22 protein-coding genes are annotated in these 26,260 nt (G+C 63.6%); 13 read left to right on the top strand and 9 right to left on the bottom strand.

Annotated elements, in window-relative coordinates; genetic code table 11:
- Positions 1-48: 48 nt before the first annotated feature.
- The 3 genes from ACQR1W_RS21730 to ACQR1W_RS21740 are packed head-to-tail and all read right to left on the bottom strand — an operon-like array spanning position 49 to position 5,162.
- Entirely contained in the window at positions 49-822 is a 774-nt protein-coding gene (locus ACQR1W_RS21730; protein ID WP_434852706.1) for a hypothetical protein, read from the bottom strand.
- A complete protein-coding gene (locus tag ACQR1W_RS21735) occupies positions 819-3,977 on the bottom strand; it encodes an efflux RND transporter permease subunit (RefSeq protein ID WP_434852707.1) in 3,159 nt (1,052 codons plus the stop codon). Before ACQR1W_RS21735 ends, ACQR1W_RS21730 begins: the two co-directional genes overlap by 4 nt.
- 3 nt (positions 3,978-3,980) lie before the next feature.
- The gene (locus ACQR1W_RS21740; RefSeq protein WP_434852708.1) at positions 3,981-5,162 is read right to left on the bottom strand and encodes an efflux RND transporter periplasmic adaptor subunit; all 1,182 of its coding nucleotides are present in this window, start codon (positions 5,160-5,162) and stop codon (positions 3,981-3,983) included.
- A 403-nt stretch (positions 5,163-5,565) separates the two neighbouring features.
- On the opposite strand from ACQR1W_RS21740, the gene ACQR1W_RS21745 reads away from it, so the two are divergent.
- From ACQR1W_RS21745 to ACQR1W_RS21755, 3 genes are all read left to right on the top strand, one after another.
- Complete coding sequence (locus tag ACQR1W_RS21745; RefSeq protein WP_434852709.1) at positions 5,566-6,405, top strand: cysteine rich repeat-containing protein; 840 nt, start codon at positions 5,566-5,568, stop codon at positions 6,403-6,405.
- Positions 6,406-6,552: 147 nt separating this feature from the next.
- Positions 6,553-6,777 carry a hypothetical protein gene (locus ACQR1W_RS21750; protein WP_434852710.1) on the top strand — a complete coding sequence of 75 codons (225 nt, stop codon included), beginning with the start codon at positions 6,553-6,555 and terminating at the stop codon, positions 6,775-6,777.
- A gap of 158 nt (positions 6,778-6,935) precedes the next feature.
- Complete coding sequence (locus ACQR1W_RS21755; protein ID WP_434852979.1) at positions 6,936-7,733, top strand: transporter substrate-binding domain-containing protein; 798 nt, start codon at positions 6,936-6,938, stop codon at positions 7,731-7,733.
- Here ACQR1W_RS21755 and ACQR1W_RS21760 read toward each other — a convergent pair whose 3' ends face one another.
- The 3 genes from ACQR1W_RS21760 to ACQR1W_RS21770 form a co-directional block, all read right to left on the bottom strand.
- Positions 7,734-8,528, bottom strand: coding sequence for a substrate-binding domain-containing protein (locus ACQR1W_RS21760; RefSeq protein WP_434852711.1), 795 nt, complete (start codon positions 8,526-8,528; stop codon positions 7,734-7,736).
- 202 nt (positions 8,529-8,730) lie between these two features.
- Complete coding sequence (locus tag ACQR1W_RS21765) at positions 8,731-10,224, bottom strand: flavin-containing monooxygenase (protein WP_434852712.1); 1,494 nt, start codon at positions 10,222-10,224, stop codon at positions 8,731-8,733.
- 268 nt (positions 10,225-10,492) lie between these two features.
- Positions 10,493-10,942: a cupin domain-containing protein gene (locus ACQR1W_RS21770; protein ID WP_434852713.1), complete on the bottom strand. Its 450-nt coding sequence runs from the start codon at positions 10,940-10,942 to the stop codon at positions 10,493-10,495.
- A gap of 123 nt (positions 10,943-11,065) precedes the next feature.
- Here ACQR1W_RS21770 and ACQR1W_RS21775 point away from each other — a divergent pair, with 123 nt between their 5' ends.
- Positions 11,066-12,133 (top strand): AraC family transcriptional regulator, encoded by a 1,068-nt coding sequence (locus tag ACQR1W_RS21775; protein ID WP_434852714.1) that lies wholly within the window; start codon positions 11,066-11,068, stop codon positions 12,131-12,133.
- Here the strand turns inward: ACQR1W_RS21775 and ACQR1W_RS21780 are convergent.
- Entirely contained in the window at positions 12,123-13,343 is a 1,221-nt protein-coding gene (locus tag ACQR1W_RS21780) for a polyhydroxyalkanoate depolymerase (protein ID WP_434852980.1), read from the bottom strand. The two genes, ACQR1W_RS21775 and ACQR1W_RS21780, sit on opposite strands and share 11 nt — an antisense overlap.
- 199 nt (positions 13,344-13,542) lie before the next feature.
- On the opposite strand from ACQR1W_RS21780, the gene ACQR1W_RS21785 reads away from it, so the two are divergent.
- Positions 13,543-14,196: a glutathione S-transferase family protein gene (locus ACQR1W_RS21785; protein ID WP_434852715.1), complete on the top strand. Its 654-nt coding sequence runs from the start codon at positions 13,543-13,545 to the stop codon at positions 14,194-14,196.
- A 287-nt stretch (positions 14,197-14,483) separates the two neighbouring features.
- Complete coding sequence (locus ACQR1W_RS21790; protein WP_434852716.1) at positions 14,484-14,918, top strand: cupin domain-containing protein; 435 nt, start codon at positions 14,484-14,486, stop codon at positions 14,916-14,918.
- Between the two features lie 557 nt (positions 14,919-15,475).
- Here ACQR1W_RS21790 and ACQR1W_RS21795 read toward each other — a convergent pair.
- Positions 15,476-15,754 (bottom strand): hypothetical protein, encoded by a 279-nt coding sequence (locus ACQR1W_RS21795; protein ID WP_008974541.1) that lies wholly within the window; start codon positions 15,752-15,754, stop codon positions 15,476-15,478.
- 154 nt (positions 15,755-15,908) lie between these two features.
- Here ACQR1W_RS21795 and ACQR1W_RS21800 point away from each other — a divergent pair, with 154 nt between their 5' ends.
- The 5 genes from ACQR1W_RS21800 (at position 15,909) to ACQR1W_RS21820 (ending at position 20,689) form a co-directional block, all read left to right on the top strand.
- Positions 15,909-16,262, top strand: a complete 354-nt coding sequence (locus ACQR1W_RS21800; RefSeq protein WP_434852981.1) for a hypothetical protein — start codon at positions 15,909-15,911, stop codon at positions 16,260-16,262.
- A 96-nt stretch (positions 16,263-16,358) separates the two neighbouring features.
- Positions 16,359-17,198, top strand: a complete 840-nt coding sequence (locus ACQR1W_RS21805; protein ID WP_434852717.1) for a GyrI-like domain-containing protein — start codon at positions 16,359-16,361, stop codon at positions 17,196-17,198.
- Positions 17,199-17,361: 163 nt separating this feature from the next.
- A complete protein-coding gene (locus tag ACQR1W_RS21810; RefSeq protein ID WP_434852718.1) occupies positions 17,362-18,288 on the top strand; it encodes an SMP-30/gluconolactonase/LRE family protein in 927 nt (308 codons plus the stop codon).
- A 127-nt stretch (positions 18,289-18,415) separates the two neighbouring features.
- Entirely contained in the window at positions 18,416-19,009 is a 594-nt protein-coding gene (locus tag ACQR1W_RS21815; RefSeq protein WP_434852719.1) for a GNAT family N-acetyltransferase, read from the top strand.
- 60 nt (positions 19,010-19,069) lie between these two features.
- A complete protein-coding gene (locus ACQR1W_RS21820) occupies positions 19,070-20,689 on the top strand; it encodes a GMC family oxidoreductase (RefSeq protein ID WP_434852720.1) in 1,620 nt (539 codons plus the stop codon).
- 50 nt (positions 20,690-20,739) lie between these two features.
- Here the strand turns inward: ACQR1W_RS21820 and ACQR1W_RS21825 are convergent, their stop codons facing one another.
- Positions 20,740-22,422: a PAS domain-containing protein gene (locus ACQR1W_RS21825; protein WP_434852721.1), complete on the bottom strand. Its 1,683-nt coding sequence runs from the start codon at positions 22,420-22,422 to the stop codon at positions 20,740-20,742.
- A 344-nt stretch (positions 22,423-22,766) separates the two neighbouring features.
- Here ACQR1W_RS21825 and ACQR1W_RS21830 point away from each other — a divergent pair, with 344 nt between their 5' ends.
- A complete protein-coding gene (locus ACQR1W_RS21830) occupies positions 22,767-23,843 on the top strand; it encodes a PAS domain S-box protein (protein ID WP_434852722.1) in 1,077 nt (358 codons plus the stop codon).
- 255 nt (positions 23,844-24,098) lie between these two features.
- A complete protein-coding gene (locus ACQR1W_RS21835) occupies positions 24,099-26,225 on the top strand; it encodes a phosphocholine-specific phospholipase C (protein ID WP_434852723.1) in 2,127 nt (708 codons plus the stop codon).
- The last annotated feature ends 35 nt before the right edge of the window (positions 26,226-26,260 follow it).

Here is a 26,260-nt window from a genome sequence, read left to right on the forward strand (position 1 = left end):
CTGTGCTTGATGTCATGCGCCGGCATCCGCCGCGTCGTACACTATCAACTAGTCCAGCGTGATGAAGTCGCCGGCCCCCGGCTTTGCCGTCCTGCCGAGGTCGGCAGCGAGCGCGGCCGCTTCCGGCCGTGTCAGGTCTGCGCCGACGGCGAGCATCTGCATGAGTTGCCAGTCGGCAGCGCGCACCGCATGCACGCGCTTTCCGATCTCGATCGTCTCCGTGTAGAATTGCAGAAACAGCGGCCGCGGCGCGGTGTCGACTGGGCGCTTGCCTTGCACTATCACATTCGGGTCGAAGACCTTGCCCTCCATCGCCTTCTGCAACAGCGCGATCGCCTCCGGCCGTCGGTTGACGAGGCCGCGATAGCGCAGGCCGGATGCCCTGATCGCGTCGAGCAGCGCCCAGGCCTCGTCACCGCTCAGAACCCGATGTTCGGCGAGGCGTGCGTCGATCTCGGTGCTCCATCGCGTCAGGTCGTTCTGCATGATCTGTTCGGCGTTTTGATCATCACGTTCGCGCAGCCGCGCTGCGACATCGGCTTCGTAGACCGCGGTCAGGCGCGGTACGAAACCTGCGGCTCCGGTCAAGACGATCAGAAGCGCCAAGATGGTTGGCAGGCGCGGCGCCGTGGCCTTGCGGCTGACGCCAATCGCAGCGATCGTCAGCCCGACGATCGCAACGACCGCGCTGGAGGTCGCGGCCTCGGGCTGCGATGGCGCCAGCAGATTGTTCAGCCGGAAATATATAATGTTCGCGAGGCTGAGCCCCGCCACGACGATCTGAACCGCGAGCAGCACCACGCGCATCGAAGGAAGGGTCACGATCCCTGCGCGGCTGCCGCCGCTGCGCCCGGCTTTTTCTTCCGCGCGGCAAGCCAGTTCTCGAACCGCTGCACCACCACGAAGAATGCCGGCACGAACAGCACGGCGAGGCAGGTCGAGGCCAGCATGCCCGAGAACACGGTGATGCCGATCGATTTGCGCGCGCTGGCGCCGGCGCCGGTGGCGAGCACCAGCGGCACTACGCCGAGAATGAAGGCGAAGGACGTCATCAGGATCGGGCGGAAGCGGGCGCGCGCGGCTTCGATGGCGGATTCCAGCAGCGGCTTGCCGTCGCGGCCATGCAGCTCGAGTCCGACTTCGACGATCAGGATCGCGTTCTTGGCCGACAGCGCGATCAGGAGGATCAGTCCGATCTGGACGTAGAGATTGTTGTCGATCTTGAGCGCGCTCAACACCGCCATCGGGCCGAGCAGCGACAGGGGGACAGCGAGGATCACAGAAATCGGTGCGTACCAGCTTTCATACTGCCCGGCGAGCACGAGATAGACGAGCAGTAGCGCGAGGCCGAAGGTGAGATAGATCTGGTTGGAGACCGCCTTCTCCTGATAGGACATCGCCGTCCATTCGTAGCCCGCGCCGGGCGGCAAGGTCTTGTCTGCGACCTGCTCCATCAGCTTCAGCGATTGTCCGGAGCTGTAGCCTTGCGCCGGCAGGCCGATGATGGTGGCCGACGGATAGAGATTGTACAGGCTGATCAGGGAGGGGCCGACGCTCGGCCGGATGGTGGCGACGGTTCCGAGCGGGACCATGTCGCCGTTCTGATTGCGCACCATCAGGTTCTCGATCTGGCCCGCGGTCAGTCGCGCGCTGGCGTCGGCCTGTACATAGACCTGGAACACCCGGCCGAATTTGTTGAACTGATTGACGAAGGAGGCGCCGAGATAGGAGGAGAGCGCCGAGAACACCGCGTCCGTGGTGACGTGCAGGGTCTGCGTCTTGATGCGGTCGATCTCGACGTCGAACTGCGGCACCTGGGCGCGGAACGGCGACTGCACCCGCTGCAGCGCGCTCTGGCTCTGGGCGTTGGCCACCATGGCCGATGTCATGGCCTGCAGCTTGGCGTAATCGGCGTTGCCGTCGCGCAGCTCGACCTGCATCGCAAAGCCCGCGGCATTGCCGATGCCCTGGATCGGCGGCGGTGGCAGCACGACGACGCGCGCCTCCGTCACTGCAGCCATCTTGTCGTTCAGTCCGTACACCAAGGAGCGCAGGTCTTCGCCCTTGCCGCGGGAATCCCAGTCCTTCAGCACGATATAGGCAACGCCGGCATTCGCCAGGCTCGCGCTGTTGTCGAGCGCGGAAATGCCGGCGATGGTAACGACCTGCGCCACGCCCGCCGTCTGGCCGGCGATCTCGCTCACCTTCTCCAAGGCGTTTTGCGTACGCTCGAGCGCCGCCCCGTCGGGCAGCTGCACGGCGGCGATCAGATAGCCCTGGTCCTCGATCGGCAGGAAGCCGGTTGGCACACGCGACAGGCCGTAGCCGCCGATCGCGATCAGGATCAGTGCGACGACTACGGAGGTGTTGCTATGCGCGACCAGCCGGCCGATCAGCGCCGCGTAACGCCGTTCCAACCGCCCATAGACATTGTTGAAGCCGCGGTAGAAGACGTTGCGGCTTTCCGGCGGTACCGGCGGGCGCAGCCACAGCGCGCATTGCGTCGGCTTCAGGGTCGCGGCATTGATGGCAGAGAGCAGCGCGGTCGCCGCGATCACCAGCGCGAATTGCGCGTAGATGCGCCCCGTGAGTCCGGGCAGGAACGCCGCCGGCAGGAACACCGAGATCAGCACCAAGGTGATGCCGACGATCGGTGCGAATAGCTGATCCATGGCGCGGATCGCGGCGTCATGGCCGTTCATGCCGCGCTCGATATTGTGTGCGGCGCCCTCGACGACGACGATCGCGTCATCGACCACGATGCCGATCGCGAGCACGATGGCGAACAGGGTCGACATGTTGATGGTGAAGCCGAGCGCGGCCATCGCCGCGAACGCGCCGATGATGGTGACCGGCACCGTCGTGGTCGGGACCAGCATCGCCCGCCAGTCCTGCAGGAACACCAGGATGACGACGAGCACCAATAGGCCGGCCTCGATCAGGGTCTTGTAGACCTCGTGAACCGAGGCACTGACGAATTTGGTGGTGTCGAACGGCGTGTCGTATTGGACGCCCGGCGGGAACGCCTTGGCGAGCTCGGCCATCTTCTTCTCGACGGCCTGCTCGACCTCGAGCGCATTGGCGCCGGGCGACTGGAATACGCCGATGCCGGCGGCGGGCTGCCGGTTGAGCGAGAAGATCTGGCTGTAGGTCTGTGCGCCGAGCTCGACCGAGCCGACATCGCGCAGCCGCGTGACGTCACCATTGTTGCCGGTCTTGACGATGATGTCCTCGAACTGCTTGGCATCGTCGAGCCGGCCGGCAACGTTGAGCGTATATTGGAAGGCCTGGCCGGGCGGCGTCGGCGGCGCCCCGACCTGGCCGGCCGCGACCTGCTGGCTCTGCTGCTGGACCGCCTGGATGACGTCCTGCGGCACCAGGCCGCGCACCTGCAGCTTGCTCGGATCGAGCCAGATGCGCATCGAATATTGGCCGGACCCGAACACGGTCACGTTGCCGACGCCCGGCAGCCGCGCCAGCTCATCCTTCAGATTGATGGTAGCGTAGTTGCTGAGATAGAGGCTGTCGTATCTGGCATCCGGAGACGTCAGGGTGACGAACAGCAGGATCGAGGTCGACCGCTTCTGCACGGTGACGCCCTGGTTCTGCACCGCCTGCGGCAATTGCGACAATGCGCTGGAGACGCGGTTCTGCACCAGCACCTGCGCGAAGTTGAGATCGGTGCCGATCTTGAAGGTCACCGTCAGCGTGTAGGTGCCGTCGGCGCCGCTATAGGACTGCATGTACAACATGTCCTCGACGCCATTGACCTGCTGCTCGATCGGCAACGCCACGGTATCGATCAGCGTCTTTGCGCTCGCGCCGGGATAGCGCGTCGTGACCTGCACGGTCGGCGGCACCACATCGGGATATTGCGCGATCGCAAGATTGAACAGCGCGACCGCGCCGATCAGCATCATCAGGATCGCGATGACGTTGGAGAGGACCGGACGCTCGATGAAGAATTTGGAGATCATGGCCTATTTCCCGGCGGAGGCCTGTGGCTCGATCGTCTTCAGCTGCGGATCGACCTTCTGGCCGGGGATCGCACGCAACAGCCCCGCGATCACCACGCGGTCCTCCGCCTTCAACCCGCTTTCGACGACGCGCAACGCGCCATCGCGCTGGCCGATCGTCACCTTGCGCTGCTCGATTGTATTGTCGCCCGTGACGACGAGCACGTACCGGCCGCTTTGGTCGCTGCCGAGCGCGGTGTCCGGCACGAGAAGCGCATCGGGCACGCGTTCGACCGGAACGCGGATGCGGACGAAATAGCCGGGCAGCAGCACGCGGTTCGGGTTCGGGATGATGCCGCGGACCGCGAGCGTGCCGGTGGACTGATTGATGGTCGGTGCCGCATAGTCGAGCCTGCCCTCATGCGGGTAGCCGTCTTCGGTCTGCAGACCAATTTCCACCGGGATCTGCCTGAAGTCGGATGGCGTCAGCCCGCGCTGCCGGGCTTCGGCCCGGATCCGCAGCACGTCCTGCTCGTTGACGTTGAAGTTCACATAGATCGGATCGAGCGAGACGATGGTGGCAAGCTGCGTCGGCGAGGCGACGCCGACAAGCTCGCCGATCGAGACCAGATGCGCACTGACGACGCCGTCGAACGGCGCCGTCACCTTGGTGTACCCGTAGTTGACTTGCGCGATCCTGGTATTGGCCTGGGCCTGCTGCAGGTTGGCCTGCGCGTTGTCGCGGGCCGATGTCGAATTTTCGAGCGTCGCCTGCGACACCGCCTGCCGCGCCACCAGATCGGACTGCCGCCTGAAGTCGGCCTCGGTCTGCTTCAGCGAGGCCTGCGCTCCGGCCTCGGCGGCTTGCGCCTGGTCGAGCTTGAGCTTGTAGGTCTCCGGCTCGATCGTGAACAGCGTGGCACCGTCTTTCACGGCCTCGCCGTCCTTGTAGTCGATCGACTGCAGGAAACCCTGTACGCGTGCGACCAGATCGACACTTTTCACCGGTGCGGTATTGCCGGTGGCTTCGAGATAGCGCGTGACTGCGTGCCGGACCGGCTGTGCGACGTCGACTTTCGGAGGCGGTGGCGGCTGGAAGGTATTCTGCTCGCAGGCGGCCAGCAGTGTGGAGGTGAGCGCAAACAAGGCGGCGCGGGACAGCCGTTGCGCGAGGGAGTGGGAGCGTGCTGGCGAAGGCGTCGGCATCAGTCCGTGATCCGGTTGTCGTGAACATCGACAGGTCGATGAAATGAACTATCGAAACAGCGGTCTGAATAGCAACAATCATCGTGCAGCGAAACCGCAAAGCAAGAATGATACATAAAGATACAGATCGTGGATTGCGTGTCCATTGCAACGTCCCATCGCTGCAAATGAGGACTGCATGACGTTTCCGATGAGTCCGAAATGACAGCAATCCACCCATTTTTTCACAGTTGCCAAGGGCGGCCGCAGGGCGCAGCTTAACTGGTCATGATGCATCAAATGTCCGCGGCGCCTCGCGCCAGCCGCGCGGGCTGATGCGTGCAACGTTTGCTTCATTAGCTGCCGCCGTTTGTTCACGTGATCGCCGGCAGAGTGGAAATTTCAACTGCAAGGATTTTTCTCGATGACAAATAGCTTCAAACACATCTCGCTGTTTTCGATGGTTGTCGTTACCGCGCTCACCGCGGCTCAAGCCTACGCACAGGCACCGACCAATGCGCAGCGCAGCGCCATCAAATCCTCGTGTCGTTCGGACTACATGGCGCATTGCTCCAGCGTGACCCCCGGTGGGGCAGAGGCGCTGCAATGCCTGCAGAAGAACATGTCGGGCCTGTCGTCAGCATGCCAGAGCGCCGTACGAGCGGTGACCGCCGCGACCGAACCCAAATCCGAGACGAAGCCGGCGGCGACCGAGGCGGGCAAGCCCGCCGAGGCCGCACCTGCAGCGGCCGAGACCGCGGCGCCGACCGAGCCCGCCAAGCCGTCTGCCGCCGCATCGAAGCCGGCGTCGTCGGCAGCTGCCATGCCGGCCGGCAAGCCGAGCAAGGCGCAGGTCGCGGCGATCCGCAGCGCCTGCCGGTCCGATTATCCCAGCGTCTGTGCTGGCGTGGCGCCGGGCGGCGCCGCCGCGCTGCAATGCCTTGAGAAGAACAAGGCGAAGCTGTCGCCGGCCTGTGAGAAGGCGGTGGCGGCTGCGAGTGGTGGTGCCGCGGCACCTGCAGCGGCCGCAGCCGCGCCGGCTGCCGGCGGCGCACCGGCACCTGCGGCACCCGTTCTGGTGTTGCGGCCCTTGCGGCCGCTCGAGGAGCTCAGGATCGTTAACGCAGCATGCGGGCCGGACGCGCGGGCACTATGTAGCGCGGTTCAGCCCGGCGGTGGCCGGATTGCCCGCTGCCTTGCGACCAATGCGGCCTCGCTGTCGCCGGCCTGCAGAAGCATGCTCGCGGAATTCGCAGCACGATAATCCCCGTAAATTTGCGAGCTTCGCGGGCGGCAGCCGCGCTGCCCTCGGAGCGTGTTTCAGAAACTGAGATCCACCCAATTTGTCACAGTTGTCAGTGCGTCCCTGTCGACGCATGTTCGACAACGAGGGTGGATAGAAGCAATCATTATGGAGCTAGATGTGCGTACGGCTATTTCGATCCTAAGCGGTATTTTCGCTGTTGCCCTGGTGACCCTGGTCTCATCATCCGACGCCAATGCGGTGGTCTGCGCGCGGGGCGTCGTTCGTGCCGGCTGCGCCGGTCCGGCTGGTGCGGTCGTGGTACGCAGACCCCCGGTCGCGGCGTGCAGAACGGTCATCGTGAACGGTGTCGCGGTCCGCCGCTGCGTTTAATCGAATTTCTGCATCGGTTGATTTGAATTCGAGATGGCAACGCGCAGATTCTGCGCGTTGCTTTTGCCTTTACGTCGCCGAAGTAATTTGTATTTAACGAGGCCCTCGCCATGGTGGACGGTGTGTTTCCACCGTGCAAACTGATGGGAGAGGCCATGTTGTTGAAGTGGCGCGGCCTAGGCGCTGCGGTCTTGGCGTTTGCTGCCGTGGTGGCGGCAACGAACGGCGCATATGCTGCGAGCTTGAAGGACGAGATCGCCCCGACGGGCAAGTTGCGGGTTGCGATCGCGACCAGCACGGCCGGCGGTGCGTTCTGGTGCACGCGGATGGAGAACGGCTACGCCGGCGTTCCGGTCGACCTCGGCAAGGCGATGGCTGCACAGGTCGGCGTCCCGGTCGAATATGTCGAGTACCACACTTCGGGCGAGATCACCGATGCGGGCGCCAAAGGTGGCTGGGACGTCGCCTTCCTGCCGAAGGACGCCGAGCGCGACGGCAAGCTGGCGTTCGGCCCGGTCTACGATATCGCCGATGCGACCTACATCATCAGGTCGGGTTCGACCGTGACTAATTTCGCGACACTCGACCAGGACGGCACCGAGGTCGCAGCGATCGAGGACACCACCACCCTGCGCAGCGCGAAGGCGCATCTGAAGAAGGCGAAGGTGACGGTCTTCAAGACCTATGATGAAGCGTTCAGCCTGCTCGCCGCAGGTGAGGTCGACGCCTTCGCGCTGTCGCGCGATCAGCTCAACGAAATGGCGAAAAAGCTCCCGGGCACGAAGGTGCTCGACGAGACCTTCGCCAAGACGTCGACGGCCGTGGCCGTGCCGCCGAAGCATCCCCAGGCGCTTGCCTTCGTGACCAAGTTCATGACCGACGCCAAGTCGAACGGGGCGCTGCGCAAGGCCTTCGACGACAACGGGCTGAAGGACGCGCCGCTGCGGACGCAGTGATCAGTGCCCGGCGGCCGGCGTGATCGGATCGAGCCCGCTCTTGACGATCGTGTCGCGGGCGGCCGGCGAGGTCAGAAACTTGATCAGCGCCTTGCCGGCCTCCGGCTCCTTCGACGAGGTGGCAATGCCGGCCGAGAAGACCGTGATCTTCTGCAGCTCGTCCGGCAGCGGGCCGACGATATCAATGCCCGTCACCGGCTTCAGCTCGCTGATCTGCTGGAAGCCGATCTCGGCCTCGCCATGGGCGACGATCTCGCCGACCGGGGTGGCCGGGATCATCCGCGCCTTGTCCTTCATCGCGTCCTTGATGCCGAGCTTGTCGAACATCTCGGTCGAGACGTAGACGCCGCTGGCGCTGTCGGAATAGGCGATCGTTTTCGCCGCCAGCAGGGCGCGCTTAACGGCGTCAGCGGTCGAAATATCGGGATGGGGCGTGCCGGATTTGACCGCGACGCCGATCGGCGACTTCACCAGATCGACACGGCTGTCGGCGGCGACCTTGCCCTTGTCGATGAGATCGCCAAGCGCGTAGCCGACCATGATCAGAACATCGGCCGGCTCGCCGCGTTCCAGCCGCACCGGGATCGCATTGACCGTGGTGCCCATCGAGGGCCCGTAAGCGACGGTGACCTTGTTGCCGGTGGTGCGCTCGAACTCCGGCGCCAGCGCCTTGAAGGCTGCGGTCAGCCCGCCCGAGATCATCACATGCACCTCTGCGGCGCTCGCCACGCTGCCGAGGGCGACCGCAGTGGCAAATCCAAGCACGAGAGCGCGGAAGCGGACCGGTGATTTCATCTGGTATCCTCCCGAGGACAAGCATTCTGTGCGGTTCATTGATCGCGCCGCGCAATTTGCATAGCCCGCTTCTCGGGAAAGAACCAGGGTGGATTTGGACGTCAGCCTTGCAGTTTGTCCTATCAAATCGCCTATGACTTGCCACGATCGGCGAACTGCAACCGGATTCCAGCGCAGCGCTCGCCGAATTGGCCACCCATTGTCATGCATTGACCCGGTAGTCGGGCGCCGACGCGAGATACGCAGCATAGGCGTCGGCATTGGGCGGAGCGAACATCTCGGCCAGCGGATTGCGGTGCCGCTTGGCGGTGCCGATATCGGCCAGCAGCTCGTCGAAATGCTTGAAATGATATGGCGCCACGCACAGGCCGCTATAGACTCCCGCCGCAGGCCGCTCGACGCGCTTGAAATGCAGCATCATCTCGATGTTGTCGCGCATCTCGCGTTCGCTCGGCTGATGCGCCAGCTGCCGATCCGCGTAGCGCACCAGCCAGTTCGCCGCCATGTCGGCACACAGCACGGTGCAGAAACTGGAGTTGAAGCCGACGAAGCCGAGATCGGGCAGGTCCGGATTGGCGATCAGCCGATACAGGCGATATTGTCCGTCGGCGTCGACGAGCTTGGCGCGATCCGCGCCGGAGAGGAACGGCACGCCCAGTTTGTAGCCGATCGCGAGCACGGCGAGGTCCGCCGACACGCGCTCGCCACCGCTCGTCACGATCGTGTGCGGTTCGTAATGGTCGAACGTGCCTTGGATGGCCTTGATCCGGCCGTCCGCAACCATCGGGAAGAAATCGGGCGTTGCGATCGGCACCGAGCAGTTGATGCCGACCTCGATCGGCTCCTTGGGGACCATCTTGCATTTCTCAAGCTTCAGCTGCGCCTTGAGCAGGGTCTCCAGGCCGCGCCAATTGGCCCAGACGAGGGGCTTGGCGATTGCATGCGCGAGCCGCGCGAGTGGTCCGATGCCCCAGCTTGCGAACATCTGCTCCTGCGCGCGAATGTAGAGAATGCGCTTGAAGTTGATCAGGCCGCCGATGAAGTAGGGAATGCGCCAGACCGGCTCGCGATAGATGATTGTGACCTCGCGCGCGCCAGACTTCACCGCATTCACAGCGATGTCGGTTGCCGACTTCGAACCGCCGAGCACTACGACCTTGCGGCCCTTGGCGAGAGCCGCATCGTTATAGTGTGATGAATGCAGGATCTGGCCGCCTGCGGCCTTGAAGCTCTCCTCGCCGGGAAGGCTCAAGGTTTGCGGTTCGTTGAACTGGCCGATGCAGATGGCGACGAAGTCGAAATCCGCGCGGCTGTTCTCTCCGCCCTTAACCGCGAGATCGAGCGTCCAGCCCGGCTTGCCGTCGGTGCGGCGGTGCATGGCCAGGACGGTTGTGTTCAGCCGCAGCATGCGATCGAGGCCGTGGTCTCGCGCATAGTCGGCGAGATAGGCATGGACCTGCGGTCCTTTGGGCCATTCCGGATACGACTCCGGCATCGCCTTGTCGGTGTAGCGGTAGAGCTCTTTCGGGCTTTGGGTTTGAACGTCGGGATAGGAGCGCGCCGGCTCCCAGACGCCGCCGAGATCGCCGCTTCTCTCGATGATGGTGACGTTGTGGCCGCGCTTTGAAAACGCCTTCGCCGCCGCAAGACCGGAGACCCCGGCACCGATCACGCACACGTTCTTCCGAATGATCATGGCAGGTACCCTCATCGAAGGCAGCCGGCCGCTGGCAGCGTTCGTCTGCCGCGCGGCTGCAGGTGGAGATTTGCACTGCGGAGGCCGCCCGGCGCGACCGAAGCTTACGGCCGTCCCCGTCCGCCTGGACGGGCAGGGCGTGCCGTACCAGATGCAGGCTGCGGCCTATCTAGCCGCTTGCCTTCATCACGTGGACGTAACTTTGGTTACGCCTGCAATCGACCTGGACGTCGTGCCCCCAAGGTCGATCGCAGCGCGTCGTCGTCGGCTAATCGTTGGCCTCGGGCGGCAGGAAATCGACCTCGTGTTCGGCCGAGATTTTGACGACCTCGGCCGGGTCAGTGAGATCATGCAGCCGGTTGAACAGCGCCTCCAGCTTCTGCATCGGCGACACCCAGAACAGCGCGCGGGCCGGCTTGTCGGACTTATTGAAATAGCCGTGCGGAATGCCGCGCGGCATCCGGACCAGGTCGCCGGCATGGGCCTTGACCCAGACACCGTCGAGCTTGAGATCGAGGACGCCCTCCTGCACCAGGATGAACTCGTCCTGGGTAGGATGGACATGGACGGGCACGAACTGCCCGGGTTCGCTGTTGGTCTCGAAGGCGAAGGTGGAATCGGTGATGGCCTTCGGAAAATAGAGCTGGCCCAGGATGTTCCAGCGCTTGCCGCCATAGCCGGTACCGGCCGCCGTGATGCCTTTCTCCAGTGGTGTCATGGCTCGTCTCCCTCATGCACGGCTGGAGGATCGGACGGTGTTGGCGCGCTGTCTATCCGGAAAACGAATCCCTCGACCACGGCAGCTGATTATTATAGGCTTAAAATGATCGTGTGAGAGGCGATGGCGGCGATGTTGTCTGCAGAAGCGGGCGCGGGTCGATCTGATAGCGGGTTCGCAAGCCCGCGACTCCCGGAGTTCTGTCGCGTTGCAACAACTGACATCGACCAGGCGGCCGAACAGATAGGACGCATTTTCTGCCCGCATCGGCTGCAGCCGGTCGATCGGACGGCCCAGCACTTCGGCGCGGTGCACAATTGCGCAGCATTTGACGGCTTCTCGATCAACTACGTGGCCTATGGCGGGGTCGTCACCATCGACCCCGGCTGCCTCGAGCGCTTTTTCCTGGTGCAGCTCCCCCTATCGGGGGCGGCCGGTATCCGGGCAGGATCGCGTGAGGTCGAGAGTCGTCCGGACGTCGCCTCGCTGTTGTCGCCCACGCTGCCGACGCGGATGGTCTGGGACGACTGCGCGCAGCTGATCCTGCTCGTCGACCGCCGGCTGGTCGAGCAGCGCGCGGCAGCCTTGTCCGGCAAGATGGTGCAGCCGATCACCTTCGATGCCGCAATCGATGTCTCCGAAGGCTGCGGATCGATGCTGGCGGCGCGCATCCATGAACTCGCTGGCTTGGCGGAGCGGATCGGGCCGCACCGCATCCTGTCGGCCGTAGCGGCCGCGGACTGGCGGGAGTCGCTGCTCGACCTCCTGCTCGTTCGCCGAACTCACAACCTGTCGGATGCAGTCCTGCGGTTCTCCGGCCGGTCAGAAGCGTTGCCGCGCCGATTGCAGCGCGCGTGGGACTATCTGCAGGCGCATGCGACGAAACCTTTGGACCTCGTGCGCCTCGCTGATACCGTCGGCATCGGCATCCGGGCGCTGCAATGCGGCTTCCGCCGCCATTTCGGCAGCTCGATTTCGGAGATGCTGCTCGACCTCAGGCTGGCGCAGCTGAATGCGCGATTGATGAATGCCCCACCGGAGGTGCACATCATCGATATGGCCTTCGATCTCGGCTTCACCCATCTCGGCCGCATGGCCGGTGCCTACAAGGCGAAGTTCGGCGAGACGCCTTCGGCGACGCGGCGGCGTGCCTACGCTCCGGCGATGCTGAGGCCGGCCGTCACGAATTGACGTGCACGAAATCGCGCAGCAGCGGATAGATCTCGTTGTTCCACTTCTTGCCGCTGAAGACGCCGTAATGGCCGACGCCGGCCTGCATGTGGTGCACGCGGCGATAGTTGCGGACGCCGGTGCAGAGCTCCTGCGCAGCCAGCGTCTGCCCGATCGAGCAGATGTCGTCCCGCTCACCCTCGACCGTCATCAGGCCCATGCGGCGTACCGCAGCCGGATTCACCGTGCGGCCGCGATAGGTCAGCTTGCCCTGCGGCAACAGATGCTCCTGGAAGACGTCGCGCACGGTCTCGATATAGAATTCGGCCGGCAGGTCCATCACCGCGAAGTACTCATCATAAAACGTCTTGATCACCTCGGCCTTCTCGGTCTCACCCTTGGCGAGATGGTTGGCGAGGTCCATGTGCTGCTTGACGTGCCGTTCGAGATTCATCGACACGAAGGCGGTGAGCTGCACGAAGCCCGGATAGACCTTGCGGAACGCGCCCTGGCACTGAAGCGGCACGTAGTGGATCAGATGGTCCTCGAACCATTTGATCGGCTTGCTCTTGGCGAATTCGTTCACCTTGGTCGGCTGGACGCGGGTGTCGATCGGACCTGCCATCAGGGTCAGCGTCGCCGGGCGTGACGGATGGTTGTCCTCGCACATGATGGCGGTGGCGGCGAGCGCGGACACCGAGGGCTGGCAGATCGCGACCATATGCGGGCGCGGCCCGAGCTGGCTTAAGAAGGTGATGAGGTGCTCGGTGTAGTCGTCGAGGCCGAAGCGGCCGTGCGCGCGCGGAATGTCGCGCGGGTTGTACCAGTCGGTGATATAGACGTCGTGGTCCTGCAGCAGCGTCTTCACCGTGCCGCGCAACAGCGTGGCGAAATGGCCGGACATCGGCGCCACCAGCAGGATGCGCGGCTGCTCCGGCGCACCGTCCTTCTTGAAATGCAAGAGCGAGCCGAACGGGGTCTTGAACGTCACCTCTTCGCTGACCGGCAGTTCGCGGTTGCCCACCATGACGCTGTCGATCCCGTAGGCCGGGCGCGCATAGGTCAGCGCGGAGCGCGAGACCAGCTCCAGCGCCGCGCCAAGGCGCCGCCAGGCGCGATGGGAAAGGCCGGGCGGGATCAGGTTGAGGTAACGCAGCGCGGCCGATGCCCCCTGGCGCCAGGGCTCGGTCAGGTCCATGTGGTTCTGGAAGGCTTGATACAGCAGCGCCATCGGGTCGGGGTCCGTCACTTCATGTCTTGGCATGCAATATCGGAGCCAGAGCCGGGGAGTCCTGCCTCAAAAACTGGCATGTCGCTTGCTGCGTGAAATCGCTGGAGTATCGGGCTCCGGACGTTCATCGGCGTCCGCCGATGGTCGGTCCAGCCGACCACCGGGCCCTGAACCAAAGACGACAAAGAGGGTAGGCGGCATGGCAAAAGCGACGTTGACGATCAGCAGCAAGAATTATTCGTCGTGGTCGTTGCGCGGCTGGCTGCTCGCCAAATTCGCGGGCCTCGACTTCGACGAGATCGTCGTGGCGCCCGACGACCCGTCGGCGCGCGCGGAAATCCTGCTGCTGTCGTCCTCAATCCTGGTGCCGTGCCTGCGCCATGACGGTGCGACGGTCTGGGATACGCTGGCGATCGCCGACTATCTCAACGAGACTTTCCCGGAGGCCGGCCTGCTGCCGGCCGATCGCATCCAGCGCGCCCATTGCCGCTCGATCTGTGGCGAAATCCATTCGGGCTTCACCACCTTGCGCGCCTCGCTGCCGGTTAATCTGAAGGCCCATTTCCCCGGCTTCAAGATCTGGACGCGGGCGCAGGCCGATATCGACCGCATCTCGGCGATCTGGCGCGAGTGTCTGGAGCTGTCGGGTGGGCCGTTCCTGTTCGGGGAGCGGACCATGGCGGACGCGATGTACGCACCGGTCGTCACCCGCTTCGTGACGTACGACGTCAAGCTCGAGCCGCGGCTTCAGGCCTATGCCGACATGATCATGGCAATGCCGGAGATGCAGGAATGGATCGAGGCCGCCAAAGCCGAACCGGCCGAGATCGAGGAGCTCGAGGTCGAATACTAAGCGCGGCTACACACGGAGCAGAGGCCTGCTCATTTTTGTACCCGGCCGCGTATTTTCTGCGCGGCCGCGGACCGCGCCGGCCCGGCCGGCCGATGCGATCATCGAACACAAAATCGGTTCTCCGATCAGCGGCTTCACGCCGGTTCGCAAGCTGACCGCCACGTGCGCGCGGCGCTGGCGCACTTTTCGCATAGGCAAACAGGCTTTCGGGCGAGGTGGCCGCTGCAGCCCATCCAAATGGACGCCGACGGCTGCGGGTCCCCGTGTATCAACCGGAGGAGGCCGTGATGAATCAGCATGCCGTGCTGTCCAAGTTCTCGCATGTGAAGCCTGATGATACCGACTACACGGGCGGAGGCCTGCGCGAATTCTTCCTTTACCGCGATCTCGGCATTGCCGATGCAACCGGCGGCCAGGTGATCTGCCATCTGGTGAAGGCCAATCCCGGCTGTCCTCCGACCGACGGCACCGGCTGGCACCGGCATGATTGCGACTTCCAGATCGTGATCATGATGAAGGGCTGGGCCCGCTTCATGTACGAGGACAAGCCGACCCTCGTTCAGGCCGGCGACGTCGTCCACCAGCGGCCGGGCATCGTGCACTACCTGTTCGATTACTCGCCCGACATGGAATATCTGGAGATCGTCAGCCCCGCCGATTTCAAGACGGTCGAGATGCCGCCCGCCACCGACAAGGTGCCGCCCGTGACGCCGTGGAGCTAGCGCGTCGACGATGCTTCATCGCGATTAACCTTTGACGCCGGTCGCGAGCCCGCGATCGGCGTGATGTGGACCGCATGTGGTAGGCCGCGGCAGATCGGCACGACATCTAGCCGTGAACAGGTCTCGTACCGCGCGTCGCAGCTGATTCGGCCGCGTTTCGTTCCGGCCGCGTTCCAAACATTAAGCCGGACAAGCCCGGCGTCGCGTTTTGAGACAGGCTGTGCGCAGGCGCGCGATCGTGTCGGTGGTGGCTGCGGCAGCGATGGTCGATATCGCGTCTTCGATTGGCAGGATTTGACGGCGGGATGGCCGGCGTCAGCTGGTATGATTGGCGCTGCTAGAGCATGATCCGGAAAAGTGCGAAGCGGTTTTCCCTCGTCACAAACGCGGAACGCGTTTGCGCGGAGATCATGCTCAAACAATAACCTAAAGCGCGATGGCGGTTCATCCCAATCTCATCGCGCTTTAGGCCTATCCCGTCGTGATGCCCAACCTGCGTTCAAAACCATATTTTCGGCAAGACCGTCCCCGAGCGACGCTCAGGGACGCGGATTCAATCAATAGGATGATGCGCGAGCGGACGCGAACGTGCCATTGGTGCGCTCCGACCGTCCATGGCGCGAATCAAAGCCCATGCGCGGAAAGCGCCAGGCGACGACAGTCGCCTCCAGCATGCCGCCGGATTCCTGATTGTGCCATTTGCCGTCGACATAGAGGCATGGAAACGGCAGTTGGTAAGTGCCACTATGATCCTCGCATAGCACTTCGACCGCTTGTCCCGGCGGCGGTTCGCCGCTGCCATCGAATTGCGCCAGCCGTTTTTCGCGCGTAGCCATTCTGTGCATCTCCCTCGAAACGGGTCCCAGCGCTCACAACCTCAATGCGTGATTGAGGTGTGAGTATGGTAGCATCAGGACAAGGTGCTAGTTCCACGCAAATTCATGTGTGGGGCGGCGGGATGAGGAAATTGTGATGAGATCGAATCTTGGAATGTTTTCGCTGTGTTTCTGCCTTGCTTTGGCGACGGGAACGGCGGCGCTGGCGCAGGACGTTCCAGGTCTTGAGATCTGCACCGCCGAGAAGGCGATGGACCGTCGCACGTCCTGCTTGCAGAGCAACGTTGAGTTCCTGCAGAAGATGATCACCAAGCTCTCACTCGACCATCAGCAGAAGATCGATGCCGCCAACCGTCAGGTCCAGGTGCTGAAGGCTGCGCTCGCAGCACAGCAAGGCACGATCGAGGAACTCAAATCGGCACAGGCGAAGCTTCTCGATGAGTTGAAGAAGAAAGTCGATGCACCTGCGAAGGATGCGGCGCCGGTCGCGAAAGACAGCGGGAAATAGCGGTTCCGTTGTGCCGAAGCGTTAGGAGAGCGCAACGGCGATCAAGTCCCGGATTCGAAGATCGCGGATGATCGCGCCGTTTCGAAAGGAGGGCCGTTGTCCGGCAGTCCAGCCCAGAAGGCGCTCTGGTTCATCGAGAGCCATTTGTCGGCGCCGCTCGCGCTCGACGACATCGCCGCTATCGCCGGCGTGTCGCGCTTCCACCTGGTGCGCGCATTTGCGGCCGCGATGGGCGTCTCGGTGATGCGTTACGTGCGGCTGCGTCGCCTCAGCGAGGCGGCGCGCGCTCTGGCCGCCGGCGCGCCCGATATTCTCACCTTGGCGCTGGAGGCGGATTACGGCTCCCACGAAGCGTTCACCCGCGCGTTCCGCGACCAGTTCGGCGTCACGCCGGAGACGGTCCGCATGAAGGCGCGCCTTGATGGCCTCAAGCTTCTGGAGCCGATCACCATGGACTCAACTCCGCTCGCCAATCTTGCCCCGCCTCGTATCATCAGCACCAAGCCGCTGCTCGTCGCCGGCGTCGGCGACCGCTTCAGCCACGACAATGCCGCTGGCATTCCCGCTCTCTGGCAGCGGTTTCATCAGACGGTCGACGCCATCCCGGGCCGCGTCGGCGGCGACGCCTACGGCGTCTGCTGCAACGGCGACGATGCCGGCAATTTCGACTATATCGCCGGCGTCGAGGTCACCGACTTCTCCGATCTGCCGCGCGACTTCAGCAAGGTTCGCATTCCCGCGGCGACCTTCGCGGTGTTCGCCCATTCCGAGCATGTCTCCACCATTCGCCGCACCATGAGCGCGATCTGGAATCACTGGCTGCCGGCATCCGGATACAAGGTTGCCGACGCGCCGATTTTCGAGCGCTACGGTGCGCGCTTCGATCCGGAAACCGGCAATGGTGGTTTCGAGATCTGGGTGCCGGTGATCGAATAGACCGCTCGCGCCAGCCTGCTGCAACGCAGCCCTGCAGCGCGGCCGAGGCTCGCTTGCTTGGCAAGCAGGCGTCGCTTTGCCATAACGACGTCAGCAAAAAAACGTTTGCAGGCGATCGAAATCCGGCGTTCGCCTGCGCCGACAAGAGCGGGAGGACGTCCGAATGGCCAATCTGCGTGTGCTTGCCACCGATCTGGAATTTCCGGAAGGGCCGGTGGCGATGCCGGACGGCTCCGTCGTGCTGGTCGAAATCCGTGGCCGCCGGCTGACCCGGGTCTGGCCCGACGGCCGCAAGGAGGTGGTCGCGCAGATTCCCGGCGGGCCGAATGGCGCAGCGCTCGGGCCGGACGGCAAGATCTACATCTGCAACAATGGCGGCTTCTCCTGGATTCCGACGGGCAAGATGATCATGCCCGGTGCGCAGCCCGAGGACTATCTGGGCGGCTCGATCCAGCGCGTCGATCTGCAGAGCGGCGCGGTCGAAACCGTGGTCAGCCGCTGCGGCGAGCATGCGCTGCGCGGGCCGAACGACCTGGTGTTCGACCGTCACGGCGGCTTGTGGTTCTCCGACCTCGGCAAGCGCCGCGCGCGCGACATGGATGTCGGCGCGTTCTACTACCTCAAGCCCGGCATGAGCGAGATCGTCGAGGCCGTGCATGGCGTTCTGCCGGCCAACGGCATCGGCCTGTCGCCGGACGAGAAGACGCTCTACATCGCGGAGACACCGACCGCGCGGCTCTGGGCCTATGAGCTCTCCGAGCCCGGCACGGTGAGGCCGCGCGAGGTGATCTATCGCGGTGAACGCGGCAAGCCGATTGCTGGTCTCGGCGGCTACCAGATGTTCGATTCGCTTGCGGTGGAGGCCGGTGGCAACGTTTGCGTCGCGACCTTGGTCAGTGGCTGCATCAGCGTGATCGCGCCGGATGGCACGGTCGTCGAGCAGGTGCCGACCGGCGACCGCGTCACCACCAATATCGCTTTCGGTGGGCCGGACCTGAAGACGGCCTATATCACGCTGTCCGGCAAAGGCGAGCTGGTGGCGATGGACTGGCCCCGGCCGGGATTGCCGCTGAACTTTTTGAACAAATAGTGCAATAGATGATCCTCATGGTGAGGAGCGCCGCAGGCGCGTCTCGAACCATGCCCCCGCTGTTGGCCTCATCCTTCGAGACGCATCGCTGCGCGATGTTCCTCAGGATGAGGGAAGGAAGACGAAATTGGCATTTCTTGAACCGATCACCCTCCGCGGTCCGCACGCGCGCCTCGAGCCGCTGTCACCGACGCACCACGACGCGCTTGTGGATGCGGTGAAAGACGGAGAGCTGTGGAAGCTCTGGTACACCTCGGTGCCGGCGCCGGAGAGCATGGCCAAGGAGATCGAGCGACGGCTCGGTCTCCAGGCGGCGGGCACGATGCTGCCGTTCACGGTGTTCGATGCCGAGGGACGGATCGCGGGCATGACCACCTACATGAACGTCGACGCCGCCAACCGGCGGGTCGAGATCGGCTCGACCTGGTATGCAATGCGCGTGCAGCGCAGCGCGCTCAATACGCAGTGCAAAAGGCTGCTGCTTGCCCACGCGTTCGAAACGCTCGCCTGCATCGCCGTCGAGTTCCGCACCCATTTCTTCAACCACCAGAGCCGACGGGCGATCGAACGGCTCGGCGCCAAGCAGGACGGGATCTTGCGCAGCCACCAGATTGCGCCGAACGGAACGCTGCGTGATACAGTGGTTTATAGCATCATCGCGTCCGAATGGCCGACCGTGAGAGCCCATCTCGACTATCAGCTGCATGACAAGACGCGTTGATGGTGCGATGCGCGCCGCGTGATGGCACATGCGGCTGGACGAACGAGTGAAAAGATCAAGATGGATACATTCGACTATGTGATCGTCGGCGCAGGATCAGCCGGCTGCGTGCTCGCCAACCGTCTGAGTGAGGATCCGTCGGTGACGGTCTGCGTGCTGGAGGCGGGGCCGCGCGACTGGCATCCCTACATCCACCTGCCGGCCGGCTTCATCAAGACCTTCTACATGAAGAGCATCAATTGGGGCTATCAGCAGGAGCCGGGCCCTTATACCGGTGGGCGCAGCATCTATGCGCCGCGCGGCAAGACGCTCGGCGGCTCCTCCTCGATCAACGGCCACATCTACAATCGCGGCCAGCGCCAGGACTTCGACACCTGGGCGCAGATGGGCAATCGCGGCTGGAGCTATGCGGACATCCTGCCTTACTTCAAGCGCATGGAGAAGCGGATCGGCCTCGGCGACGAGGCTTATCGCGGCCGCGACGGCAGCCTCACCGTCACCACGATGGAGTGGAAGGACACGCTGTGCGAAGCCTTCATGGATGGCGCGATCAGCCTCGGCATTCCGCGCAATCCTGATTACAACGGCGCGATCCAGGAGGGCGTCTCCTACGTCCAGCGCACGATCCAGAACGGCCGCCGCGTCTCGTCGGCGACTGCGTTCCTGCGGCCCGCGAGCCGGCGCCCGAATGTCGAGATTCGCACCAACGCACATGCCACCGGCGTGATCCTCGACGGCAAGCGTGCCGTCGGCGTGCGCTACAGCCGCGGCGGACGCGGCGGCGTGCCGATGGAGGTGCGCGCGCGCAAGGAAGTCATCCTCTCCGGAGGCGCCTACAATTCGCCGCAGTTGCTGCAGCTCTCCGGGATCGGCGCGCCGGATTTGTTGCGCGAGCACGGCATCGAGGTGCGCCATGCCTTGAACAGCGTCGGTGAAGGCCTTCAGGATCACTATGCGCCGCGCACGGTGGCACGGGTCAAGAACATCAAGACCATCAACGAGCTCGCGCGCGGCGTCAATCTGTGGGGCGAGGCGCTGAAATGGGCGGTGACGCGGCGCGGCATCCTGTCGCTGTCGCCGACCATGGTCTATTGCTTCTGGCACTCCGGCGAGACCGCGGAGAGCTCCGACCTGCAGCTCACCTTCACGCCGGCAAGCTACAAGGAGGGCGTGCAGGGCCAGCTCGAGGATGAGCCGGGCATGACGGTTGCCTCCTGGCAGCAGCGACCGGAGAGCCGCGGCTATCTGCGGCTGCGCTCGGCCGACCCGTTCGCTCCGCCCGTGATCCAGACCAACTATCTCACCGCCGAGCTTGACCGCCGCGTGGTCGTCGCCGGCATGAAGCTGGCGCGGCGGCTGCTCGCGTCAGCACCGCTCGCGCCGTACTACGCCTATGAGGATTTTCCGGGACCGAAGGTCTCCAGCGATGATGAGCTCCTGGCTGCCGCCACGGAGCGAGCGACCACGACCTTCCATCCCGGCTGCACCTGCCGGATGGGACCGGCCGACAGCACCTGGGCCGTGGTTGACGATCATTTGCGCGTGCATGGCCTCGAGGGCCTGCGCGTGGTCGACGCCTCGGTAATGCCGCGCATGATCTCGGCCAACCTCAACGCCTCGACGCTAATGATTGCCGACAAGGCCAGCGATCTGATCAGGGGGACGAGCGCCGTTGCCTAGATCGGCGCATCGAACGTGCCTCACCCGGACAGCGAACGCCGCTGTCCTCCTTACGCATTGGCGCGTGCGGCGATCGCCTGGGCTTCCGCTGCCGCCCTTTGCATGCTGGACGACATCTCGCTGGTGACCGTGCTCTGCTCCTCCACCGCGGCCGCGGTCGAGGTGACGTATTCGCTGACGTTCTGGATCTCGAGCTTGATCGCGTTCAGCGCGTTCACGACCTCGCTCGAAATTCCCGTCAGCCCGCCGATCTCCGAGCCGATCTTGTCGGTGGCCGCCTTGGCCTGATTGGCGAGGTTCTTGACCTCCGAGGCCACGACGGCGAAGCCGCGCCCGGCGTCGCCGGCGCGAGCCGATTCGATCGTGGCGTTCAAGGCCAGCAGGTTGATCTGTCCGGTGATGTCGCTGATGATCTCGACGATGCCGCTCATGGCCTGCGCGGCATCGCTGAGGCGCTTGGCCTGCGTATCGGCGGACGCGACCCGCTCCACTGCCCCCATCGCGGTCTCGCGCGATTTCGTCATGGCTTCCGAAATCTCGCGGACGGAGGTGTTCAGTTCTTCGGCGCCGGCAGCGACCGATTCCATCATGCTGCGGACGCGCTCATTGCCCATCCGGACCAGCACCTGCTTGGTGACGTCGCTGGCATATTTGACGACCTTGAACGGCCTGCCGTTGAGATCGAGGATGGGGTTGTAGGAAGCCTGAATCCAGACCTCGCGCCCGCCTTTGCCGATGCGCTTATACTCGTTGGCCTGGTATTCGCCACGGTTCAGCGCCGCCCAGAACTCGCGATACTCCCCGCTGTCGCGCTCGGCCGCATCGACGAACATCGAGTGATGTTTGCCCTTGATCTCCGAAAGCGTGTAGCCGAGCGCGTGAAGGAAATTGTCGTTGGCGGTGATGATGGTACCGTCGAGATTGAACTCGATCACCGCCTGCGACTTGCTGATCGCGGCGATCTGGCCGGCGAGGTCGGCATTCCGGAGCTTCTGCGCGGTGACGTCAGTTGCGAACTTGACGACCTTGAACGGTTTGCCGTGCTCGTCGAGGATCGGATTGTAGGAGGCTTGGATCCATACTTCCTTACCGCCCTTGCCGATCCGCTTGTATTCGGCGGCCTGGTATTCGCCGCGGTTCAGTGCCGCCCAGAACTCGCGATAGGCCGCGCCGTCGCGCTCGCGCGGCTCGACGAACATGCTGTGATGTTTGCCCTGGATCTCCGGCAAGGTGTAGCCCAATGCCTTCAGGAAGTTGTCGTTGGCGGTGACGATGGTACCGTCGAGATTGAATTCGATTACCGCCTGCGATCTGCCGATCGCGGAGACCTGGGCCGCATAATCCAGATTCTGCAGCCTGATGCTGGCGTCGGACCACTCGACCACGGTGCCGGCGCGGGTTCCATCCGGGTATTTGAGCGGCGTGGCGACAAGGTCGAACACCCATGGGCCGATCTTGATCGTCGCCCGGTGCTCGGAATTGAGAGCCTGCAACATGCGCCGCTGGCGAGACGGATCCTTGTGGAAAGAATCGATGTTGGTGCCGATCAGCTTGTCGACGCTGAAGCTCGGCAGCTGCTTCTGCAGATCGCGCTCGGCCTCGCGCAACATCGCCTTCACCGCCTCGTTCATGTAGACGATGTTGAGCTTGTCGTCTGCGACCATGACCTTGGCGCTAATCGCGCTCGCGGCCAGGGAGGCCATCGTCTCACTTTGGTTCTTGCGGCCGAACATAAATATCTCCAATCGGTCGAGCTCGAAAATACCGGCAGGCCGAGGCGATCCGCATCTTTGAGATGTCGCGTCTTGTGACGACGAGTTAGAGGTGCGGGCTACGGCTCGATGCGCGTTTCGAACTCCCAAGAATCTCCGGGAAATCCCGGGGTTATTTAAATCTATCAAACTCTTAGTAAGATTTAGTTAGGCGATTTTCTGCAGCGCTGTTCGAATTCTGCAAGAGTTCCGGCGTTGGTGATCCACCGCTCGTTCCGTCGCGTTTGCTTTGCTTTAGATCAAAATTTGAGTGTTGGTGCGGGCTAGCTTGCGCCCGGTTTCAAACGCGCTTTCAATACTCGGGCATGCCAGAAAAAGATCTTGCCGAAATCATCCAGATGCCGAGGCTGTTCCTCGACAGTTTAGGGGTCGGTATTGCCGTCGTGGATGCCGAAGGCGGCCGGCTTCGCTTTGCGAACGCGGAATACTGCCGCATCGTCGGTTACACGCTGGAGCAGCTGATCACCGATCGGATCGACTTTTTCGAGTTCACGCATCCCGATGACCGGGAGCGCAACCGGCTCCAGCATGAGCGGCTGCTCGCCGGTGAAATCGATCAGTACCAACTCGATAAGCGTTACGTTCGGCAGGATGGCAGCGTGGTCTGGGCCCATGTGATCGTCAATCCGATACGGGACGGCGAGGGGAGACTACGATGGTATTGCGCCGTCGTCGAAGACATCACGGCGACGAAGATCTTGGAAGGGCAGCTTGCGGCGGCCGAAAAACTGGCGGGCCTCACGACATTCAATATCGTGGTTGAAACCGACGGTCGGTCTTCAGGTAGTCCCGCGAGCTCAGTGCCATCCTTGCGCGACATGATGCGCCGCGTCCACCCTGACGACAGGGACGCGCTGGAGAAGGTGATACGTCGGGCCATCGTGAAGCGGGCCGGCTACACGCAGGAATATCGGACGATCGACGACAGCGGCGGCTTTCGTTGGGTCCGCGGCATGGGGACCTGTGTTGACAGCTCATCCGAAGGTCGGACGCATCTCGTAGGCTCGACCATCGACATCACCGAAACGAGGGCCGGCCGGGACGGGGACACGCCCGAGCCGATTCGCAAGATTCTGGGCCACATCGAACGGCACTGGAACCAGAAGATCTCGATCGAACAGCTCGCCGCGCAGTACGGCATCAGCCCCCGAGCGGTCTATCAGTACTTTTCCGCCCACGGGGTCTCATTGGGAGAGAAGATCAAGCAGAACCGCATGCAGCATGCGCGCCGCATGCTCTGCAATCCCGACCCGGGCGATACCGTGACTTCGATCGCGCTGAAGTGCGGGTTCAACAATTCCGGCCATTTCGCCAAAGAGTATCGGAAGATGTTCGGCGAGACGCCCTCGGAAACGCTGCGACCACTGCCTCGGCTGCAATAGTGGAGACTGCTGCTCGGCACTTGGCTGGTCCGCTGGTGCTGGAGGTTCTTCGGCATGGACCGCTCCACGCCATCGCGTGAGCAATCCGGCGGCTCCATCGTCTTCGGCTGAATGTTCGGCTGACCCGTGCTCGCTCCTCTCGCTGCGGTAGAGCAGACTGCGACATCAACCAGCCACACATCTTTAATGCTGTGGTCACGTGGCTGTTACCGCGCGCCCCTATTCGACGCGACGCATCACTTGGGGAGTGAATAGATGTCGAATGACATGCGTCATGATCGTCGCGAATTTCTGCGCCTGCTCGGCGCGTCCGCTGCCACCGCTGCGCTGACCCAGAGCATCGAGCGTGCGCACGCGATTCCGGCCTTCAACCGTCAGGGCACGATCGAGGACGTCAAGCACATCGTGGTTCTCATGCAGGAGAATCGCGCGTTCGATCATTATTTCGGCAGCATGCGCGGCGTGCGGGGCTTCAATGACCCGCGTGCGGTCAAGCTGCCCAACGGCAATCCGGTCTGGCAGCAGCCGAACGGCAACACCAGCGTGATGCCGTTCCGGGTCGACAACGCGGCCAACGTCTATGTCGAAGACGTGGCGCATGGTTGGAACGACGGCCAGAAGGCCTGGAACAACGGCAAATATGACCAGTGGATCCCGAACAAGGGGACCACGACCATGACCCATATGAACCGTCAGGATCTGACCTGGCACTATGCGCTGGCCGACGCCTTCACCGTCTGCGACGCCTATTTCTGCTCGGTGATGGGGCCGACCGATCCGAACCGCTACTACATGTGGACCGGCTGGGACGGCAATGACGGCAAGAACGGCGGCCCGGTCATCACCAATGCGGAAGCCGGCTACGACTGGTCGACCTTCCCTGAACTGTTGGAAAAGGCCGGCATCTCCTGGAAGATCTATCAGGACATCGGCACCGGACTGACCGCGGCCGGCTCGTGGGGCTGGACTTCGAATCCGTGGATCGGCAATTTCGGCGACAACTCGCTGCTCTATTTCCACCAGTATCAGAACTCGCAGCCGGGCAGCCCGCTTTATGAGAAGGCGCTGCGCGGCACCAACATCGCCAAGGGCGGCAGCTTCGAGACCCTGTTCGACCTTTTGCGCAATGATGTCAGGAACGGCACGCTGCCGCAGGTGTCGTGGATCGCGGCGCCGGAAGCGTTCAGCGAGCATCCGAACTGGCTGCCCGGTCCCGGTGCCTGGTACATCTCGAAGGTGCTGGACATCCTGACCTCGAATCCGGAGCTCTGGAGCAAGACCGTCCTGCTGATCAACTACGACGAGGGCGGCGGCTTCTTCGATCACGTGGTCGGTCCCTATCCGGCGCCGTCGAAGGCATATGGCCAGTCGACCGTCGACACCAGCACCGATCTGTTCGCCGGTGACGGCAGCCATGTCGCGGGTCCGTACGGCCTCGGCGTCCGCGTGCCGATGCTGGTGGTCTCGCCCTGGTCTCGCGGCGGCTTTGTCTGCTCGGAAGTCTTCGACCACACCTCCGTGATCCGCTTCATCGAGAAACGTTTCCACCGCACGGCGCCCGGCCTGTTCGAGAAGAACGTCCCGGCCTGGCGGCGCGCGGTCTGCGGCGACCTGACCTCCGCCTTCAACTTCCGTTCGCCGAACGAAGGCCTGGCGCCGCTGCCTCCGACAGTTGCGCCGCCCGCAAGCGACATCACGTCCGGCATCCGCTACGACAACTACCACCCGGTGCCGCCGGCCCAGCCGGCGATGCCGGTGCAGGAGCAGGGTGTCCGCCCGGCGCGTCCGCTGCCCTACAATCTGAGCGTCGACGGCTCGGCCGATCCTGCGCAGAAGAGGTTCGCGATCCGCTTCGCCAATCCCGGCGATGCCGGCGTCTGCTTCCATGTCCGCTCGGGCAACAGCACGCTCGGTCCGTGGAGCTACACGGTCGAATCCGAGAAGTCGCTGAACGACGTCTGGGATCTCGCCGCCACCGCCGGGCAGTACGATCTGTCGGTGTATGGGCCGAATGGCTTCTTCCGCGGCTTCAAGGGCGGCGGCATCGCGGCCAATGTCGCCAATGTCGACATCTCTTCGATGGACTTCTCCAACGAGGGTTCGGGCAACGACGTGTACGGTCTCGGTCTCGTCATGACCAACAAGGGCGCGATCTGCACCGTGACGCTGGTCGACAACTATACCGGACAGAGCCAAAAGCACCGGCTGCGCCATGGTGAGACGTTCCAGACCATGATCCATGTGCAGCACAATCAAGGCTGGTACGACCTGGCGGTCACCGCCGATACCGACCCGGGCTTCAAATGGCAGCTCGCCGGTCACGTCGAGAACGGCTGCGCCACCACCAGCGACCCCGCGATGGGCAAGATCGCGTCGACCTGATCGCCAGCCTATTCCGGCAAAGTCCCCTGACACTG

Source organism: Bradyrhizobium sp. HKCCYLS1011 (genome assembly GCF_051167795.1).
GTDB lineage: Bacteria > Pseudomonadota > Alphaproteobacteria > Rhizobiales > Xanthobacteraceae > Bradyrhizobium.

What these genes read in the sequence shown, in the direction of transcription:
- ACQR1W_RS21810 (WP_434852718.1), top strand. Translation starts at nt 17,362, where the DNA reads ATGGCCAATCTGCGTGTGCTTGCCACCGATCTGGAATTTCCGGAAGGG.
- ACQR1W_RS21795 (WP_008974541.1), bottom strand. Translation starts at nt 15,754, where the DNA reads ATGGCTACGCGCGAAAAACGGCTGGCGCAATTCGATGGCAGCGGCGAA.
- ACQR1W_RS21745 (WP_434852709.1), top strand. Translation starts at nt 5,566, where the DNA reads ATGACAAATAGCTTCAAACACATCTCGCTGTTTTCGATGGTTGTCGTT.
- ACQR1W_RS21780 (WP_434852980.1), bottom strand. Translation starts at nt 13,343, where the DNA reads ATGGCGCTGCTGTATCAAGCCTTCCAGAACCACATGGACCTGACCGAG.
- ACQR1W_RS21800 (WP_434852981.1), top strand. Translation starts at nt 15,909, where the DNA reads ATGTTTTCGCTGTGTTTCTGCCTTGCTTTGGCGACGGGAACGGCGGCG.
- ACQR1W_RS21775 (WP_434852714.1), top strand. Translation starts at nt 11,066, where the DNA reads ATGGCGGCGATGTTGTCTGCAGAAGCGGGCGCGGGTCGATCTGATAGC.
- ACQR1W_RS21760 (WP_434852711.1), bottom strand. Translation starts at nt 8,528, where the DNA reads ATGAAATCACCGGTCCGCTTCCGCGCTCTCGTGCTTGGATTTGCCACT.
- ACQR1W_RS21750 (WP_434852710.1), top strand. Translation starts at nt 6,553, where the DNA reads ATGGAGCTAGATGTGCGTACGGCTATTTCGATCCTAAGCGGTATTTTC.
- ACQR1W_RS21820 (WP_434852720.1), top strand. Translation starts at nt 19,070, where the DNA reads ATGGATACATTCGACTATGTGATCGTCGGCGCAGGATCAGCCGGCTGC.
- ACQR1W_RS21740 (WP_434852708.1), bottom strand. Translation starts at nt 5,162, where the DNA reads ATGCCGACGCCTTCGCCAGCACGCTCCCACTCCCTCGCGCAACGGCTG.
- ACQR1W_RS21735 (WP_434852707.1), bottom strand. Translation starts at nt 3,977, where the DNA reads ATGATCTCCAAATTCTTCATCGAGCGTCCGGTCCTCTCCAACGTCATC.
- ACQR1W_RS21765 (WP_434852712.1), bottom strand. Translation starts at nt 10,224, where the DNA reads ATGATCATTCGGAAGAACGTGTGCGTGATCGGTGCCGGGGTCTCCGGT.
- ACQR1W_RS21790 (WP_434852716.1), top strand. Translation starts at nt 14,484, where the DNA reads ATGAATCAGCATGCCGTGCTGTCCAAGTTCTCGCATGTGAAGCCTGAT.
- ACQR1W_RS21770 (WP_434852713.1), bottom strand. Translation starts at nt 10,942, where the DNA reads ATGACACCACTGGAGAAAGGCATCACGGCGGCCGGTACCGGCTATGGC.
- ACQR1W_RS21825 (WP_434852721.1), bottom strand. Translation starts at nt 22,422, where the DNA reads ATGTTCGGCCGCAAGAACCAAAGTGAGACGATGGCCTCCCTGGCCGCG.
- ACQR1W_RS21785 (WP_434852715.1), top strand. Translation starts at nt 13,543, where the DNA reads ATGGCAAAAGCGACGTTGACGATCAGCAGCAAGAATTATTCGTCGTGG.
- ACQR1W_RS21835 (WP_434852723.1), top strand. Translation starts at nt 24,099, where the DNA reads ATGTCGAATGACATGCGTCATGATCGTCGCGAATTTCTGCGCCTGCTC.
- ACQR1W_RS21830 (WP_434852722.1), top strand. Translation starts at nt 22,767, where the DNA reads ATGCCAGAAAAAGATCTTGCCGAAATCATCCAGATGCCGAGGCTGTTC.